The sequence below is a fragment of the Acidiphilium iwatense genome, assembly GCF_021556475.1.
In the GTDB taxonomy this organism is placed as follows: Bacteria; Pseudomonadota; Alphaproteobacteria; order Acetobacterales; family Acetobacteraceae; genus Acidiphilium; species Acidiphilium iwatense.
Map to the genome: position 1 here is coordinate 53,549 of NZ_JAKGBZ010000011.1, position 16,179 is coordinate 69,727.

Consider the following 16,179-nt stretch of genomic DNA (forward strand, 5'->3'; position numbering starts at 1 on the left):
GGTTAGCCGGAGAGATGGACAGTGCCGGTTAGCGTTTCAATGCGGCGGCTTCGGCGGCGAGCACGGCAATCCGGCGCCAATCGCCCGCGCGCAACGATTCCGCCGGCGTGAGCCAGGAACCGCCAACACAGATCACATTGGCAAGAGCCAGATAATCGGCCGCATTGGCGAGGCCGATTCCGCCGGTCGGGCAGAACCGAACCTCGGGGATCGGTGCCGCGATCGCGCGTAGCATGGGAATCCCGCCGGCCGGTTCGGCTGGAAAGAATTTCTGCCAGCGATAGCCGTGTTCCAGCAAAGCCAGTACCTCGGACGGAGTCGCCGCACCCGGCAGGAACGGCACGGAACTCGCCGCGGCCGCGTCGAGCACCGAAGGACTCGATCCTGGCGACACCACGAACCGCGCACCTGCTTCGGCAACCCGACGATATTGCACTGCGGTCAGCACGGTGCCTGCACCCACGACCATGCCGGGCACCGAGGCCGCCATGGCTGCGATGGCTTGCAATGCGACTTCTGTGCGGAGCGTGACCTCGACCACGCCGATGCCGCCTTCAAGCAGGGCGTGTGCCAGCGGCACGGCGTGAGATACAACCTCGATCGTCAGCACCGGAATGACCGGCGAAATGGCCAGAAGTTCGGCAAGCCCCCCCTGATTGGCTTGGACCCAAGTGCTCATGCGAATACACTCGCGCCGACATCCGCACCGCCGACCGCGGATCGGAACGCGCCGAACAACTCCCGCCCGACACCGTGATGATTCGCCGAAAGATCGACCTCAGGCAGCTTGCGTTGCGCGAATTCCGCCGCGTCGACCAGCGCCCTCAAAGTACCTGCATTGCAATCGAGCCGGATCATGTCGCCGTCGCGCAGTTTCGCGAGCGATCCACCTTGCGCGCATTCCGGCGTGACATGGATCGCCGCCGGAACCTTGCCGGACGCACCGGACATCCGCCCATCGGTGACCAGCGCCACCTTGAAGCCGAGATCCTGCAATACGCCGAGTGCGGGAGTGAGCTTATGAAGCTCCGGCATACCATTTGCCATCGGTCCCTGATGCGTCACCACCGCAACGAAATCGTGATGCAGTTCGCCCGATTTGAATGCCGCAAGCAATTCGTCCTGGCTGCGGAAAATCCGTGCCGGCGCCTCGACAATCCGATGCTCCGGCTTCACCGCGGAAAGCTTCACCACCGCCTGGCCGAGATTGCCGTGCAGGATCTTGAGCCCGCCATCGGCGCTGAACGGGTCTGATCCGTCGCGCAGGATAGTTGTATCCGCACTTTCGCGCGGTGCGGGAACCCAGTTGAGCGCGCCATCCTTGAGCACAGGCTGGTCGCGATAGGATGCAAGACCGTCTCCACTCCAGACCGTGCGCACATCGCCATGCAGCAAGCCATGATCGAGCAGCGAACCGATCAGCACCGGCATGCCGCCCGAAGCCTGAAACTGGTTTACGTCGGCAGCACCGTTCGGATAGATGCGCGCGAGCAGCGGCACATGATCGGACAGATCGGAAAAATCCTGCCAGGTGATGTGGATTCCCGCGGCACGCGCCATCGCGACCAGATGGATCGTATGGTTGGTCGAACCGCCGGTCGCTAACAGACCGACCATGCCATTGACCACGGCGCGCTCGTCGATCATTTCCCCAGTCGGCGTGAAATCATTGCCGCGTGCGGTAATTTCCAGAATCCGCCGCGACGCCGCCTCGGTCAGCGCGTCGCGCAATGGCGTGTTCGGGTTGACGAAAGATGCGCCCGGCAGATGCAGACCCATGATCTCCATCAGCATCTGGTTGGAATTCGCAGTGCCGTAGAACGTGCAGGTGCCGGGGCTGTGATAGGCTGCGGATTCCGCCTCCAGCAATTCGGCACGGCCCACCTTTCCTTCCGCATGCAACTGGCGGATGCGCGATTTTTCACCATTGGAAATACCCGACGGCATCGGGCCGGCGGGGATGAAAATCGACGGCAAATGGCCGAACGACAATGCCGCAATGACAAGACCCGGCACGATTTTATCGCACACACCAAGTAGCAATGCGCCGTCGAACACATCGTGCGACAGGGCGATCGCGGTCGCCATCGCGATCACGTCGCGCGAAAACAGCGACAATTCCATCCCTTCCCGACCCTGCGTCACGCCGTCGCACATCGCCGGCACGCCCCCCGCGACCTGCGCCACGCCGCCGGCCGCACGCACCGCGCGCTTGATGATGTCGGGGAAGCGCTCGAGTGGCTGATGCGCTGATAACATATCGTTATAAGAGGTCACGATGCCGATATTCGGCTTCGCGTCCTGCTTCAGATCGTCCTGTTCGGCAGGTACGCAACCCGCCACGGCATGGGCGAGATTGGCGCAGCCGATCGCCGCGCGATGCACGCCGCGCCGCGCCGCCGCATCGATGCGTGCCCGATACGCGCCGCGGCTTATGTGGCTGCGCTCGCGGATCCGGTCGGTCACGCGGGCAATCTGGTCGTTCAGCATTTTCATTCCTCGCGATCCGCCGGATCGCACCTGTTAGGTGCCGGGAACATCTCCGGCCTGTTCGTCGAACCATGTCCGGCCGTCACGCACTATCAACGCAACCGCCTCGGACGGCCCCCAGGTTCCCGCCGTGTAAAGCTTGGGTCTCTCGCCGGAATTCTTCCAGGCATCAAGAATGGATTCGGTCCATTGCCACGCGGCCTCGACCTCGTCGCGCCGCATGAACAATGTCGCGTTGCCACGCACCACGTCCATCAGCAGTCTTTCATAAGCATCCGGCAGGTGATTCTTGAAGGTCTCGGCGAAACTCAAATTCAGCGGCGCGGTGCGCAGGCGAAGTCCGCCCGGTCCCGGCTCCTTAGTCCAGAGATGCAGGCGGATATGCTCGTTCGGCTGCACCCTGATCACCAATCGGTTCGGCATGGCCTCGTCCGATCCGGTCGGAAAAATCCAGTAAGGTACAGGGCGGAACTGAATGACGATCTCGGACACTTTTTCCGGCAGGCGCTTGCCGCTGCGCAGATAGAACGGCACGCCGGCCCAGCGCCAGTTGCGTACCTCGACCTTCAACGCCGCGAACGTCTCGGTAATCGAACCATGTGCGATGTCCTTTTCCTCGGCATAGGCTTTGACCGGACCGCCCTTGATCGCCCCGGCGCGGTACTGGCCGCGCACAGTCTTGGTCGAAATCTCGTCTTGCGTGATCGGCGCGAGCGATTTCAGCACCTTGATTTTTTCGTCGCGCACCGCTTCGCGGTCGAGCGTCGCCGGTGGCTCCATCGCCACCAGACATAATAATTGCATCAGATGATTCTGAATCATGTCGCGCAGCGCGCCGGTATGGTCGTAATACCCGCCGCGTTCCTCCACGCCGACAGTCTCCGACACCGTGATCTGCACGTGGTCGATGGCGTTATGCTGCCAGACCGGCTCGAACAGCGAGTTGGCGAAACGCAGCACCAGCAGGTTTTGCACCGTCTCCTTGCCGAGATAGTGATCGATGCGGAAGATGTTGCGCTCTTCGAACACCGCACCCACCCGGTCGTTGATGTCCTGTGCCGAGGCGAGATCGTGACCGATCGGCTTTTCCAGAACGATCCGGGTTTCTGGCGTCTGCAGCTTGTGGGCGTGAATGTTGTCGGCGATCGCGCCGTAAAGTTCGGGCGAGGTCGCGAGATAGAATACCCTGATCTTGCGCGGTTCCTGGTGGAGCAGCTTGCCGAGATCGGCCCAGCCGCGCGCGGCGGTGGCATCGCACGAAATGAAATGCAGCCGGTCGAGAAACCGCTTTACCGCCTGTTGGTTCAGCGCTTCTTTTTCGACGAATTCTTCGAGACTTTTATGCACCAGGGTTTGAAACGCCTTGCGCGTCATTTCCCCCCGCGCGGAACCGATGATGCGGGATGTTTCCGGCAACTGCCCGTCGAGATCGCGGCGATAGAGCGCCGGCAGCAACTTGCGGCGGGCAAGATCGCCGGTGCCCCCGAAAACCACATAGTCGAACGGCTCGATGATCGGCTGGGAAAAATTCATGGGTCAAACCTATTCGCACTGCACAACGCCGATATATGCCGCCCTGCCCGCCAACTCAACTCATCCAATTGCCGCCATCGACATTCAGGGTCTGTGCCACGACATATTCCGCTTCGTCGGAGGCGAGGAACACCGCCGCCCCCACCAGATCGTCCGGCCTGCCCATCCGCCCATACGGCACCGCGAGCCCGACAAGGCGTTTTTTCTCGCCGACCGGCAAATTCTCGTAGCGTGCGAACAGCGCATCGACCTCGGCCCACATCGGCGTATCGACCACGCCGGGGGCGATACCGTTCACCCGAATGCCGTGACGAATCAGATCGAGTCCCGCCGATTGGGTGATGCTGATCACCGCAGCCTTGCTCGCGCAATAAACACCAACCAGCGCCTCGCCCCGACGCCCCGCCTGCGAGGCCATGTTGATGATGCGCCCGCGCTTGCCGCGCGCCATCATCTGTTTCGCGATCGCCTGGAGCGTGAACAGCAGGCCCTTCACGTTGATCACGAAAATACGGTCATAGCTCGCTTCGGTGATATCGGCGATCGGCGCGAGATCGAATACGGCTGCATTGTTCACCAGAATATCCAGACCGCCGCGATCGGCAGTGAAGGCTGCGAAATCGGCAATCGACCCCATATCCGCGACATCCAGCGCGCAGGCGTGCGCCTTTGGGCCAAGCGCCTGCGCGGCATCTTCCGCCGCTTCAAGGCTGCGGTCGGCGATGCACACCGTCGCACCTTCGGCAATGTAACCCGCCGCCATGGTGCGGCCGATGCCGCCGGCGCCGCCGGTGATCGTGGCGTATTTGCCCGTTAATCTTCCGCTCATCGAATGGGCCTCACCACACACAATAGCCGCCATCGGCGAGCACGATTGAACCTGTCATCAGGCTCGATGCGTCGGAGGCGAGAAACAGAACGACGGAGGCGATTTCATGGGTCTGGCCGACTCGGTGCATCGGCGTCATATCCAGCCAGATACGGTTGAGTTCTTCGTCTTCCATACCGAACCGCGTCAGGGGCGTATCGATATAGGTGGGGGCGACGGCATTGACCCGCACGCCACGATCGGCCCATTCGCCGGCGAGCGAGCGGGTCAGATGATGCACGGCTGCCTTGGAAGCGTTGTAATAGCTCTGCTTCTGCGGCTTGTTGGAAATGAAACCGGACATCGAGCCGATATTCACCACCACACCACGCTTGCGCGCGAGCATCGCCTTGCCGAAGGCGCGGGCGCAGTAGAATACACCGTTGAGATTGACGTTGACGACGTCGAGCCAATGCTCGTCGGTCACATCCTCGGCGGCGGTGCCGGAGCGGGCGATGCCGGCATTGTTCACGAGAATGTCGATCGCACCGAATTTTTCTTCAAGCGATCTAGCCGCCGCATTTACGGCCGCGCTGTCGGTTACGTCGAGCACCACGCTGTCCGCCGAATGGCCGAGCTTTGCCAATGTCACCTTGCCTTCCTCGCAGACATTGGCGTCACGGTCGGCGATGATCACATGCGCGCCAGCTTCGGCCAGAGCTGTCGAACAGGCCAGGCCGATCGCGCGGCCGCCCCCCGTCACCACCGCATTACGGCCCTTGAGATCGTATTTTTCGAGATACATTTTTGCTCCTGTCGTTCGTCAGGTATCGCGGATACGGGTTCAATGCAGATGAAATGTCCGCCTTATCAACGCCCTGCCGTCCGGGCCGAACAAAGATGCCCGATCGGTCCGCGGCGCCATGGTCACCGGATCGCCCATGCGAATGCCAGCCAGTTCATCGGCCTTGACAATCATCATCCCGCCATTCGGTCGCTTCACATAGACGAGGGTTTCGTTGCCGAGATGTTCGACGAAATCCGCGACGCCCCCAATCGGCCCGGATTCCGCGAGCATCGTATGCTCGGGCCGCATTCCAACGGTCACGCGGGTTCCCGGCCCCGCTTCGATGCCATCGGCCGCGATCGTCACCACTCCCGCATCCGCGAGCGCGACTTGCGCCCCATGATCGTCCCGCGCGACGATCTCGCCGTCCAGCAAGTTCATTTTGGGCGAGCCGATGAATCCCGCGACAAACAGATTGGCCGGATTGTTGTAAAGTTCGAGCGGGCTGCCGACTTGTTCGACGATCCCGCCGTTCAGCACCACGATGCGGTCGGCCATGGTCATCGCCTCGATCTGATCGTGGGTGACGTAGATCATCGTCGTCTGCAATTCCTTGTTGAGCTTGACCAGTTCGGTGCGCATCTGAACGCGCAGCGCCGCATCGAGATTGGACAGCGGTTCGTCGAACAGAAATCCTTTCGGATTGCGCACGATCGCCCGGCCGATCGCGACACGCTGGCGCTGCCCGCCGGAGAGCGCCTTCGGCCTTCGGTCGAGCACCTTGTCGAGTTGCAGCATCGCGGCGGCCTGGGACACCTTAGCCACGATCTCGGCCTTGGGGACTTTCGCCATTTTCAAGGCGAATCCCATGTTTTCCGCGACCGTCATGTGCGGGTAGAGCGCATAGGTCTGAAACACCATGGCGAGGCCGCGCTTGTCGGGTGGAATATCGTTCGCGCGCACCCCGTCGATACTGAAATCGCCGCCGGTGATTTCCTCAAGCCCCGCGATCATGCGCAGCAGCGTCGTCTTGCCGCAGCCGGACGGCCCCACGAAAACCACGAACTCGCGATCGTCGATCGCAAGATCGACTCCCTTGATCGCATGGAATCCCTCATACCGCTTCTCGACTTTTTCGAGAACGAGCTTTGCCATCATTCTCTCCTATTTCACCGCGCCGAACGTCAAGCCGCGAACCAGGCGCCGCTGAGTCAGGCTGCCGAAGACCAGAATCGGCGCCACCGCAAGCACCGAGGCCGCGGACAGTTTCGCCCAGAACAAACCTTCCGGCGCCGAGAAACGCGCGATATAGGCGGCGAGCGTGCCGGCGCGCGAAGCGGTCACGTTGATGCTCCAGAACGCCTCGTTCCACGACAGAATGACCGAGAGCAGTGCGGTGGACGCAATGCCGGGCCCCGACAGCGGCAACAGCAGATGGACCATCTGCTTGCGCGGACCGATCCCGTCGACCCGCGCGGCTTCCAGAATTTCCCCTGGAATTTCCTTGAAGAACGAATAGAGCATCCAGACCACGATTGGCAGGTTCATCAGCGTGTCGATGCCGACAAGGCCAATCCGCGTGTCCAGAAGCCCGGCTTCCTTCAGGCCGAGATAGATCGGCATCAGGACGCCCACCGCCGGCAGCATCTTGGTGGACAGCATCCACATCAGGGTAAACTCGGTGCGTTTTCCCGGAAAAAACGCAAGCGCATAGGCAGCGGGGAACGCGATCGCGATGGCGAGAACCGTCGACCCGATACTGACGACAACGCTGTTGATCGCGAACAGAATATAGCCGGCATTGTTCGTCGCCGCGAGGAAGCTCTCGAATGTCGGCGGAAAGATTAGCAGAGGCGGGATCGCGATCGCCTGGCCTTCGGTCTTGAAGGCGGTGATTAGCATCCAGAGAATCGGGAAGAACATCACCAAGGCGGCGATCCAGGCTAGCACGCCGAAAATGACCCTGCTGGAGATGGATGGTTTCATCGCCGCTTCCTAACGCTGCAGGTTTTTCGAAACGGCGCGAATCAGGAAGAAAGCAAGAATATTTGCAAGCACGATCGCGAATACGCCCGCCGCCGACGCGCTGCCAATGGAGAAATCATTCAACGCCTTGATGAAGATCAGATAGGTGAGCGTCGTGGTCGCATCGCCCGGCCCGCCATTCGTCGTCGTGTAGATCACCGCGAATGCCGACAACAGAAAGATCGATTCCAGCATGATGACGATGGCGATCGGCCGTCCGAGATGCGGCAGCACGATGTAGCGCAGCCGCGCGAAACCGTGCGCGCCGTCCATCCGGGCCGCTTCGAGCTGGTCGGTGTCGAGGGATTGCAGCGCGGTCAGCAGGATCAGTGTTGCGAACGGAATCCACCGCCAGGAATAGATGATGATCACGGCAGTCATCGGATCGGTGCTGAACCAGGCGATCGGGCGCAATCCCACCAGCATCATCAGCCAACCGAACAATCCGCTGACCGGATCGAGCAGCAGATTCTTCCAGATCAGGGCCGCGACCGGCGACATCACGAAAAACGGTGCGATCGCCATCAGCCGCGCGACGTTCCGACCAGGAAAATCGTTATTGAGAAGCAAGGCGATCAGCGTGCCGAATACGATGGACGCAAACAGCACGCCGACGACGAGAATAACGCTGTTCTCGATCGCCACCCAGGTCGAGACGTCGGTGAACAGATAGCGGTAGTTCAGGCCGCCGTTGAGCACTGCAGGCGGCGACATCAGGTTATAGTGTTCGAACGAATAGAACAGCGTGCGCAGCAGCGGCAGAACCGACCAGAGCAGCAGCAAAGCCACCGCCGGCAGCAGCAAGGGCAAGGTATTGACCTGCCGCGAGCCGCGGGACCGGCCAGTCACCCGCAGCCCGCCGGTTTTGGTGATCGCTTCGCTCATTCCGCCACCTGAACGTTCCGTGATCCGGCTCAGTGGTAGCCCGCTTCCTTCATCGTCCGCGCAGTTGAAGACTGCGCCTGTTTCAGTGCCGCTTCAACGGATTTCTGCCCGGCCAATACCGCCGCGATCTGCTGGCCAACCTCGGTGCCGATTCCCTCGAATTGCGGGATGGCGACGAACTGAACGCCGACATAGGGCACTTTCTTCAAGGTGGGGTCGTTGGGATCGGCGGTCAGAATCGCGTGCTTCACCATTTTCGCGAAAGGGGCGGCTTTCAGGTAGTTCGGATTGTCATAAGTGGAAATCCTGGTGCCCGGCGGCGTCTGCACCCAGCCGAAGGTTTTGCCGGCAAGCGCCAGATACTGCTTCGATGTCGCCCATTCCAGGAACTTCTTGGCATCCGCTTCCTTGCGGGTCGATTTCGGAATGGCGAGCGACCACGCCCAGAGCCAATGCGCCCCTTTCGGCGTCACCGCGACCGGCGCATCGACCATGCCGACATCGTGGGCCACCTTCGAGGTCTTGGGGTCCCACAGCGTTCCGGCGGCAACGGTGGAATCGATCCACATGCCGCATTTGCCCTGGCTGAACAGCGCCAGATTCTCGGTAAAACCGTTCGATGTCGCGTTCGGCGGCCCGTATTTCTTTTCCAGATTGACGTAGAACGTGACTGCATTCTTCCACGCGGCGCTATCGAGCTTCGGCTGCCATTTCATGTCGAACCAGCGGCCGCCATAGGTATTCACCAGCGTATCGATATAGGCCATGTTCTCGCCCCAGCCGGGCAGGCCGCGCAGGCAGATGCCGTAGACGCCTTTGGCGGGATCGTTGATTTTCGCCGCGTATTCCGCGATTTGCTTATAGGTCGGGTGCTTCGGCATGGTGATGCCGGCTTTCTTGAACAGGTCCGTGCGGTAATAGGTGACCGAACTTTCGGCGTAGAATGGCAGGGCATAGAGCATGCCCTTGTAGGAAAGCCCCTTGCGGACGGATGGAAATATGTCCTTGACGTCGTAGCTCGCCGGCAGGCCGGTCATCGGGTCGAGCCAGTGGCTTTTCGCCCAGATCGGCACTTCGTAGGTTCCCACCGTCACCACGTCGAAATTCCCGGAATTGGTCGCGATATCCGTGGTCACACGCTGGCGCAGCGTATTCTCGGGCAGCACCACCCAGTGCAGCTTGATCCCGGTTTCCTTGGTGAATTGCGGCGACAGTTTCTGCATCTGCAGCATGTCGGGATTGTTCACCGTTGCGATGGTCAATGTGGCGGCATGAGCCGCGCCGGTCGCGCAGAGCACGCCGAGCAAGCCGCCCATGATATTCTGATATCGTTTCATTCCTGTATCCCCCTTTCGATCGTTCTTGATGGCTTCAATGCAAGTCGGCGGCGATGGCGTGCCCAGGAGACAGACCGGCACGCGACACCGCGCGGCGGAAGTGAGAACCGCAAAATTCGTGACGATATCGAATGAGAAAACCCGTACGGGTGCGAATGTCCAACGCACCGCTGTGACGACGCTCCTCTCGCTGCCACGGCGTGCGGTTCGTCCGCATCTTATGAAACGCAGGTAAACTTCTTTCGTTTAGAAAGTCAATGCAAAAATTATTTCGTAGAAAACATCGCAAATCCGGGCAAATTCCTCGATTTTTGCATGAGGCAGCAGCGCTGTCCAGGTTTTCGGCTTTCGATACGAAACTTATGGACTTTCTGTCCGATCGCTGGCAACGATTGGGGATGCGCAACGCCAGGGCAGCAAGGTGATGATCGGCGCGAAAAGCGCCGTGCTCCAGCGCCGGCTGAAAATCGCCGACTGGATCCGCCAGCATGGCCAGATGCGGGTGGACGAACTCAGCACCGCGCTGATGGTCTCGGAAGTCACGATCCGCGGTGATCTGTCCTATCTCGAGGAACAGGGCCTGATCGTGCGCAGCTTCGGCAAGGCGATCGCCACGAAATCCGCGGCGCCGCGCGATCGCCCGGTGAGCGCGCCGCTGACCAAGGCGCTGCTCGTGCCCATGCTGCGACGTGCGCAGAGCCTGATCGAGCCGGATCAGACCGTGCTGATCGGCCCCGGCGATCTGGCGATGCAACTGATTCCCTGGCTCGCCGAAATTCCCGGATTGTCCGTGCTGCTCGCCAATGTGGCAGCAATTCCGCTGGCACGTGCCTGTCTCGATGCGCGGGTGCATCTGCTGGGCGGCGAGATCAACGCCGAGACTGGCGCGCTCGAAGGCGCACAGACGATCCGCGGCCTGGACCACTATCCGCTCGGCTGGACGATCATCGAAGCCGACGCACTCTCGGCCGATGCGATGCTTCTGCTGGCCTCGAAATCCGCCGAGCGCCTCGGCGAAGCGGCGTTGCGACGCGCGGCACGCAGTATCGTGCTGGTCGGCAGCCAGGCACTGTCACTTGAACGCAGGGCCGCGCATCTGCCGCTTGCCGGCATTTCCGATATCATCCTGCCCTCGGCCCCCAGCAATCGCGCGCGCGACATCATGATCGATGCTGGATTCCGGCCGATCGACAGCGATGGCGGAACCCAGGCGCATTTCTGCAGCCACCGTCCGAGTGCCGAACGCGCGGCCCGCACCGCCGGCGAAGCCTCGTGACGGGTGCGGCGTGACAGTGGGGATGGCATGATCCTCACCATGGGGGAGATTCTGGTCGATATCCTTGCCGAGGAACGCGGCCAGGGCTTCCTTGAACCCGGCCGCCTGCTTGGTCCGTTCCCCGGCGGCGCGCCGGCAACCTTCATCGTTCAGGCGGCACGGCTCGGCGCCCGCGCCGGCATTATTTCCTGCGTCGGCGACGACGATTTCGGCTGGCTCAACGTCGAGCGGCTGCGCCGCGAGAACGTGGATGTCGGCGCCGTGCGCATCGACCCCGATCAGGTCACCGCGAGCGCCTTTGTGCGCTATCGCGAGGATGGCGACCGCGACTTCCTGTTCAACCTCAAGCGCAGCGCCGCCGGCCGGATCGCGATCGACGGCGCGGCACGCGCCATGCTCGCCGAGTGTGCGCATTTCCATATCATGGGGTCGTCGCTCTTCTCGTTCCACATCATCGATGAAATGAAAAAAGCACTCGAGCTGGTCCGGGCGAATGGCGCGACGATCTCGTTCGACCCCAATATCCGCAAGGAAATGCTGCGGATTCCAGAAATGCGCGCGGGACTCGAATTCATGCTGGGCTATACCGACATCTTCATGCCGTCGGGCCCTGAGATCCTGCTGCCGACCGACGCGAAATCCGAACGCGCCGCGATCGACGAATTGCTCGACCTCGGCGTGCGCATGATCGTGATCAAGCGCAACCGCAAAGGGGCGAGTTTCTACAGCAACGACGATGCCTTCGACGTGCCGGCATTTCCGATCGAGGAAGCCGACCCGACCGGCGCGGGTGATTGTTTCAGCGCGGCCTTCGTCACCTGTCTGCTCAAGGGTATGGATATGCGGCGCTGCGTCACCTACGCCAATGCCGCCGGTGCGCTCGCGGTCAGCCGCAAAGGCGGGATGGAAGGGATCGGGGGTTTTGCAGCCCTAGATGCGCTCATCGCGCGAAGCGATCTGCCATAACATTTCGTTATTTCGAGAGAGCGCATCATGAGTGATTCAAAAACGGATGTGGCGATCGGCATCGATGTCGGCACCGGCAGCGCGCGCGCCGGCGTGTTCACGCTGGATGGCGCCATGCTTGCCCAGGCGGTGCGCCCGATCCGCCAGTGGTGGCCGCGCGCCGATTTCATCCAGCAATCCAGCACCGATATCTGGGCCGCCGTTGGCGATTCCGTGCACGCGGCACGCGCCGAGGCCGGCAGAAACCTGCGTGTACGCGGCATTGGCTTCGATGCGACCTGTTCGCTTGTCGTGCTCGATCGCGGCGGCGCGCCGCTCAGCGTCGATCCCGCCGGCGCGGCGGAGCAAGATGTCATTCTGTGGGCCGACCATCGCGCGCACGGGCAGGCCGAACGGATCAACGCGGGCGATCACGCGGTGCTGCGTTATGTCGGCGGCCGCATCTCGCTGGAGATGCAGACGCCGAAACTGCTCTGGCTCAAACAGAACTTGCCGGAAATCTGGCGGAAGGCAGCACATTTTTTCGACCTGCCCGACTATCTCACCTGGCGTGCGACGGGAGCGCCATCGCGTTCGCTCTGCTCCACCGTGTGCAAATGGACCTATCTCAGCCACGAGAATCGCTGGGACGAGACCTATTTCCGCGCGATCGGCCTTGGCGATCTCGCCGACGAGAACTTCGCGCGCATCGGCACCGCCATCCTGCCGATGGGCGCGCCCGCGGGACCAGGGCTGTCGGTGGAGGCCGCCGCCGCGTTCGGGCTCGATGCCGGCATCCCAGTCGGCACCTCGGCGATCGACGCCCATGCCGGCGGTCTGGGCGTGATCGGCGCCGCTCTCGACGGCACGCCGCCGGACGATGCGGCATTCGCCCGCCGTCTGGCGCTGATCGGCGGCACCTCCTCGTGCCACATGGCGGTTTCGCGCACCCCGAATTTCGCTCCAGGCGTGTGGGGGCCGTATTTCTCGGCGATGGTTCCCGATTTCTGGCTGAACGAGGGCGGCCAGTCGGCGACCGGCGCGCTGATCGACCACATCGTGACCGGTCATGCCGCCTATCCCGCGCTGGCCGAACGGGCGCAAGTCCAGGGCATCACCATCTATCAGCTTCTGAACGGCATCCTGGACGATATGGCGGTGCGAGCGCCGTTGCCCGCATTACTCACCGAAGGGCTCCATGTTTTCCCCGATTTCCACGGCAACCGCTCGCCGCACGCGGATGCGACCCTGCGTGGCATGGTCTCCGGCCTGTCGCTTTCCGCCACGCCGGAGGATTGCGCGCGCCTCTATCTCGCGACCATCCAGGCGATCGCCTATGGCACGCGCCACATCATCGAAACGATGAACGCAAACGGCTACGCGATCGACACGATTTTCGCGACCGGCGGGGGCACCAAGAACCCGGTATTTCTGCGCGAGCACGCCGACGCCACGGGCTGCCGCGTGGCACTGCCCACCGAACCGGAAGCGGTTCTCCTGGGTGCGGCCATCCTCGGCGCGGTCGCCGGCAAAGCCTATTCCGATATTCGCGCGGCGATGGCGGCAATGAGCCGCGCCGGACAGGTCATCGCCCCAAACCAAGCCGCCGCCGGGTATCACGCCCGGAAATATGCGGTGTTCCAGCGCATGCACGCCGACCAGCTTGCCTATCGCACCCTTATGGCCGGCTATTGATGGATTGAGCCATCGGGATTCTGGCTATTACGGGACGGTCGTTTATTAAGGCTAAATGTCCAATCCGATCCTGCCCATCCGCATCATTCTCGGTCGCCCGCGCCTGTTCACCGGCCTTGTCTGTGGGTTGATCGCGTTTCCGTTCCTGCCGCACACCCTCCCATTGACCACGCGCGGCGTGATCTCATGGGACGTGTTCGTCGCCGCATTCCTGATTCTCGCGGCCATCCATTTCGCGCACGCCGACCATAAGCGCATCGCTGCCGATGCCGCCCGTCAGGAGGAAGGTGAATGGTCGCTGTTCGCCCTGACGCTGATCGGCGCCGTGATGAGTTTCACCGCCATCGTGATTTTTTCCGGCCTCGCGCATCTGAAGGCCGCTCATAGCGAATATATCGCGCTTGTGGCACTTACCCTGACAGCATCGTGGCTGATGACCCAAGTGACCTTCGCGTATCGTTACGCGCATGAATACTATGCCATCACGAGCGCCGGCCCCGAGGGCGGCCTGGAATTCCCCGGCGAGGATTCGCCCGACTACCTCGATTTCATCTATTTTTCCTTCGTGCTCGGCATGACGTTCCAGGTATCGGACGTGAACGTCACCGGACGGAAAATGCGCCGCCTCGCCACGCTGCAAGGCTTGATCGGCTACATGTTCAATACAGTGGTGCTGGCGCTGACCATCAACATCGCCGCCGGGATTTTCTGAGCCGCAACGCCGATCGCCCTGCCCGATCGCTGATCGGGCAAGGTTGGGCGGGCGGATGAGCCGGTGCGCGGTCAGGGCGGCGCGCGCGCGATGGCGCGGCAAAGGACGGGCTGGATGGCGCGGCCGGGCTGGGGCGGCACCTGAACATGGAACGGGATGTGCCGCATCGATGGTGTTTCGGGGGCGGTGTTTGTCCGCGGCTCGGGTGCCGCGGGTTCGGACGGGTTTGGCGATCTTGCGATGCAGAGGCAGGGCGGCGGCCTGATGCCGAGGCTGTGGCACAGGGGACGGAGCAGGCGGCCGAAGCGCGGGTCGTCCGCGATCATGGCGGCGACCCTGGGATCGCCGAGGAAAAAGCGAAGCTGCGAGGCGGCCGTCCTGGATTCCGGCAACGGAGCGAGAAGCCAGCCGAAGCGGCGCGGCAGGCGGAGCGCTTCGGGTTCCGGCGATGCGGGCTCGGACGGTGCGGGTGCAGGTTCGGGTTCGCGCGGCGGTGCCGGAGGGCGTGTCCGCGCGCGGCGCCGGGGCGGGGTCGCGTAGCGGGGCGCGCTGGCGATGGCCTTGAAGCGGGCGGCGATGAAGCGCAGGCGGTTCCAGAGCAGGAGGGTCAGCAGCGGCGATGCGAACGCACCCTTGACGCCGCGGGCGGCGACGGCCTGGCAGAGATACTCGATGATGCCGGCGAAGCGGGCCGAGGGGGTGTTCAGGTTCACGAACGAAACAAGAACATAAATGGCGGGGGGTGGGCAAGGGGATTGTGCGGGGTGGACAGGGCTGGTTCGACAGACCGTTTCGTCCCGCGCTCCATATCGCAGAATCAATCTCGTCCATGATCGGGTGGTGGGGGACAAACCCTTACGTCGACGGCGTCGGAACTCCCGGTTCGCAGCAAGTTCCATCCAGCGCGTCGCCGATCCTTTGACGGTTCATATCTGTTGATAGTGCGCAAGGCATTGTCAGAATTGGCTACACGTCAGTAAAAGGCGGGGGCAACGGCCCAGAGAACGACGCATCGGGTCGAACCTGCATTTTCGAACCGATGTGGTAGAGCGCTCGAAAACTCAAACGAATCACCAGCGCAGAGAACGCCGGCCTGACCATCGACTTCGAGGCGCAGAGACCCTTCCAGGACCGTGCCCGCGTCGTAACCCGCATGGGTGTACGCGGTGTCGCCCGAGGAGCCATTCGGCTCAATGTGAACCAACATAAGCTGGATCTTACCGTCTCCGGCCTCCGCGGATAATAGCTGCTTCGTGACACCATTTGTCGTCAGTTTAAGCACTCGCCGCTGCTCTTGCCGAACGATCCAGCGCGGCTCATGTGCCATGGCGCTGGGTTCACTGAAGAACCAGCTCATAGGCACGCCGAAGACATCTGATAAACGCTGCAACGTTTTAATCGAAGGTGTTGAGACGCCGCACTCGATCTGACTCAGCATGCTTACCGAGACCCCGCTGAGCCTAGCTAACTCCTGCAGAGTCCAATTCCGTCTTCTGCGAGAGATACGCAACCGTGCTCCGACCTTCATCTGAGTAGACTCGGCCTCACCCTTGACCCTCCTTCTGCGCTTTAGTGCGCCAGCTCGGTCATATTCGTCCATCTGGGTTCCTTTTCCGTTATAGCTATAAAAATTGCAAGATTTTTACATTTTTATTGACATTAAAATGCTCCAGATTATAGCTTGCC

General features: G+C 61.9%; 15 protein-coding genes. 4 read left to right on the top strand and 11 right to left on the bottom strand.

Annotated features, from left to right (window positions below; translation table 11 throughout):
* Positions 1-28 precede the first annotated feature (28 nt).
* The 9 genes from eda to L2A60_RS07700 are packed head-to-tail and all read right to left on the bottom strand — an operon-like array spanning position 29 to position 9,865.
* Positions 29-679, bottom strand: coding sequence for a bifunctional 4-hydroxy-2-oxoglutarate aldolase/2-dehydro-3-deoxy-phosphogluconate aldolase (gene eda / locus L2A60_RS07660; protein ID WP_235703786.1), 651 nt, complete (start codon positions 677-679; stop codon positions 29-31).
* The gene (gene edd / locus L2A60_RS07665) at positions 676-2,490 is read right to left on the bottom strand and encodes a phosphogluconate dehydratase (protein ID WP_235703787.1); all 1,815 of its coding nucleotides are present in this window, start codon (positions 2,488-2,490) and stop codon (positions 676-678) included. The genes eda and edd overlap by 4 nt, the downstream gene beginning before the upstream one ends.
* A gap of 33 nt (positions 2,491-2,523) precedes the next feature.
* On the bottom strand, positions 2,524-4,023 hold the full coding sequence (gene zwf / locus L2A60_RS07670) for a glucose-6-phosphate dehydrogenase (RefSeq protein ID WP_235703788.1): 1,500 nt from the start codon (positions 4,021-4,023) through the stop codon (positions 2,524-2,526).
* Positions 4,024-4,078: 55 nt separating this feature from the next.
* Positions 4,079-4,852 carry an L-iditol 2-dehydrogenase gene (locus L2A60_RS07675; RefSeq protein ID WP_235703789.1) on the bottom strand — a complete coding sequence of 258 codons (774 nt, stop codon included), beginning with the start codon at positions 4,850-4,852 and terminating at the stop codon, positions 4,079-4,081.
* Between the two features lie 10 nt (positions 4,853-4,862).
* The gene (locus L2A60_RS07680) at positions 4,863-5,636 is read right to left on the bottom strand and encodes an SDR family NAD(P)-dependent oxidoreductase (RefSeq protein ID WP_235703790.1); all 774 of its coding nucleotides are present in this window, start codon (positions 5,634-5,636) and stop codon (positions 4,863-4,865) included.
* A 39-nt stretch (positions 5,637-5,675) separates the two neighbouring features.
* Positions 5,676-6,773 (bottom strand): ABC transporter ATP-binding protein, encoded by a 1,098-nt coding sequence (locus L2A60_RS07685; protein ID WP_235703791.1) that lies wholly within the window; start codon positions 6,771-6,773, stop codon positions 5,676-5,678.
* A 9-nt stretch (positions 6,774-6,782) separates the two neighbouring features.
* Positions 6,783-7,604 carry a carbohydrate ABC transporter permease gene (locus tag L2A60_RS07690; RefSeq protein WP_235703792.1) on the bottom strand — a complete coding sequence of 274 codons (822 nt, stop codon included), beginning with the start codon at positions 7,602-7,604 and terminating at the stop codon, positions 6,783-6,785.
* Positions 7,605-7,613: 9 nt separating this feature from the next.
* Entirely contained in the window at positions 7,614-8,528 is a 915-nt protein-coding gene (locus L2A60_RS07695; RefSeq protein WP_235703793.1) for a carbohydrate ABC transporter permease, read from the bottom strand.
* A 29-nt stretch (positions 8,529-8,557) separates the two neighbouring features.
* Positions 8,558-9,865 carry an ABC transporter substrate-binding protein gene (locus L2A60_RS07700; protein WP_235703794.1) on the bottom strand — a complete coding sequence of 436 codons (1,308 nt, stop codon included), beginning with the start codon at positions 9,863-9,865 and terminating at the stop codon, positions 8,558-8,560.
* 424 nt (positions 9,866-10,289) lie between these two features.
* Between L2A60_RS07700 and L2A60_RS07705 the strand changes: the two genes are divergently transcribed.
* The 4 genes from L2A60_RS07705 to L2A60_RS07720 are packed head-to-tail and all read left to right on the top strand — an operon-like array spanning position 10,290 to position 14,493.
* Positions 10,290-11,141 carry a DeoR/GlpR family DNA-binding transcription regulator gene (locus L2A60_RS07705; RefSeq protein ID WP_235703795.1) on the top strand — a complete coding sequence of 284 codons (852 nt, stop codon included), beginning with the start codon at positions 10,290-10,292 and terminating at the stop codon, positions 11,139-11,141.
* 27 nt (positions 11,142-11,168) lie between these two features.
* A complete protein-coding gene (locus L2A60_RS07710) occupies positions 11,169-12,107 on the top strand; it encodes a sugar kinase (RefSeq protein ID WP_235703796.1) in 939 nt (312 codons plus the stop codon).
* A gap of 27 nt (positions 12,108-12,134) precedes the next feature.
* Positions 12,135-13,781, top strand: a complete 1,647-nt coding sequence (locus L2A60_RS07715) for an FGGY-family carbohydrate kinase (protein WP_235703797.1) — start codon at positions 12,135-12,137, stop codon at positions 13,779-13,781.
* Positions 13,782-13,836: 55 nt separating this feature from the next.
* Positions 13,837-14,493, top strand: a complete 657-nt coding sequence (locus L2A60_RS07720) for a DUF1345 domain-containing protein (protein WP_235703798.1) — start codon at positions 13,837-13,839, stop codon at positions 14,491-14,493.
* 71 nt (positions 14,494-14,564) lie between these two features.
* Here L2A60_RS07720 and L2A60_RS07725 read toward each other — a convergent pair whose 3' ends face one another.
* Both L2A60_RS07725 and L2A60_RS07730 read right to left on the bottom strand, forming a co-directional pair.
* On the bottom strand, positions 14,565-15,206 hold the full coding sequence (locus L2A60_RS07725; RefSeq protein WP_235703799.1) for a hypothetical protein: 642 nt from the start codon (positions 15,204-15,206) through the stop codon (positions 14,565-14,567).
* 260 nt (positions 15,207-15,466) lie between these two features.
* Positions 15,467-16,093 carry a helix-turn-helix domain-containing protein gene (locus L2A60_RS07730; RefSeq protein ID WP_329603560.1) on the bottom strand — a complete coding sequence of 209 codons (627 nt, stop codon included), beginning with the start codon at positions 16,091-16,093 and terminating at the stop codon, positions 15,467-15,469.
* Positions 16,094-16,179 lie beyond the last annotated feature (86 nt).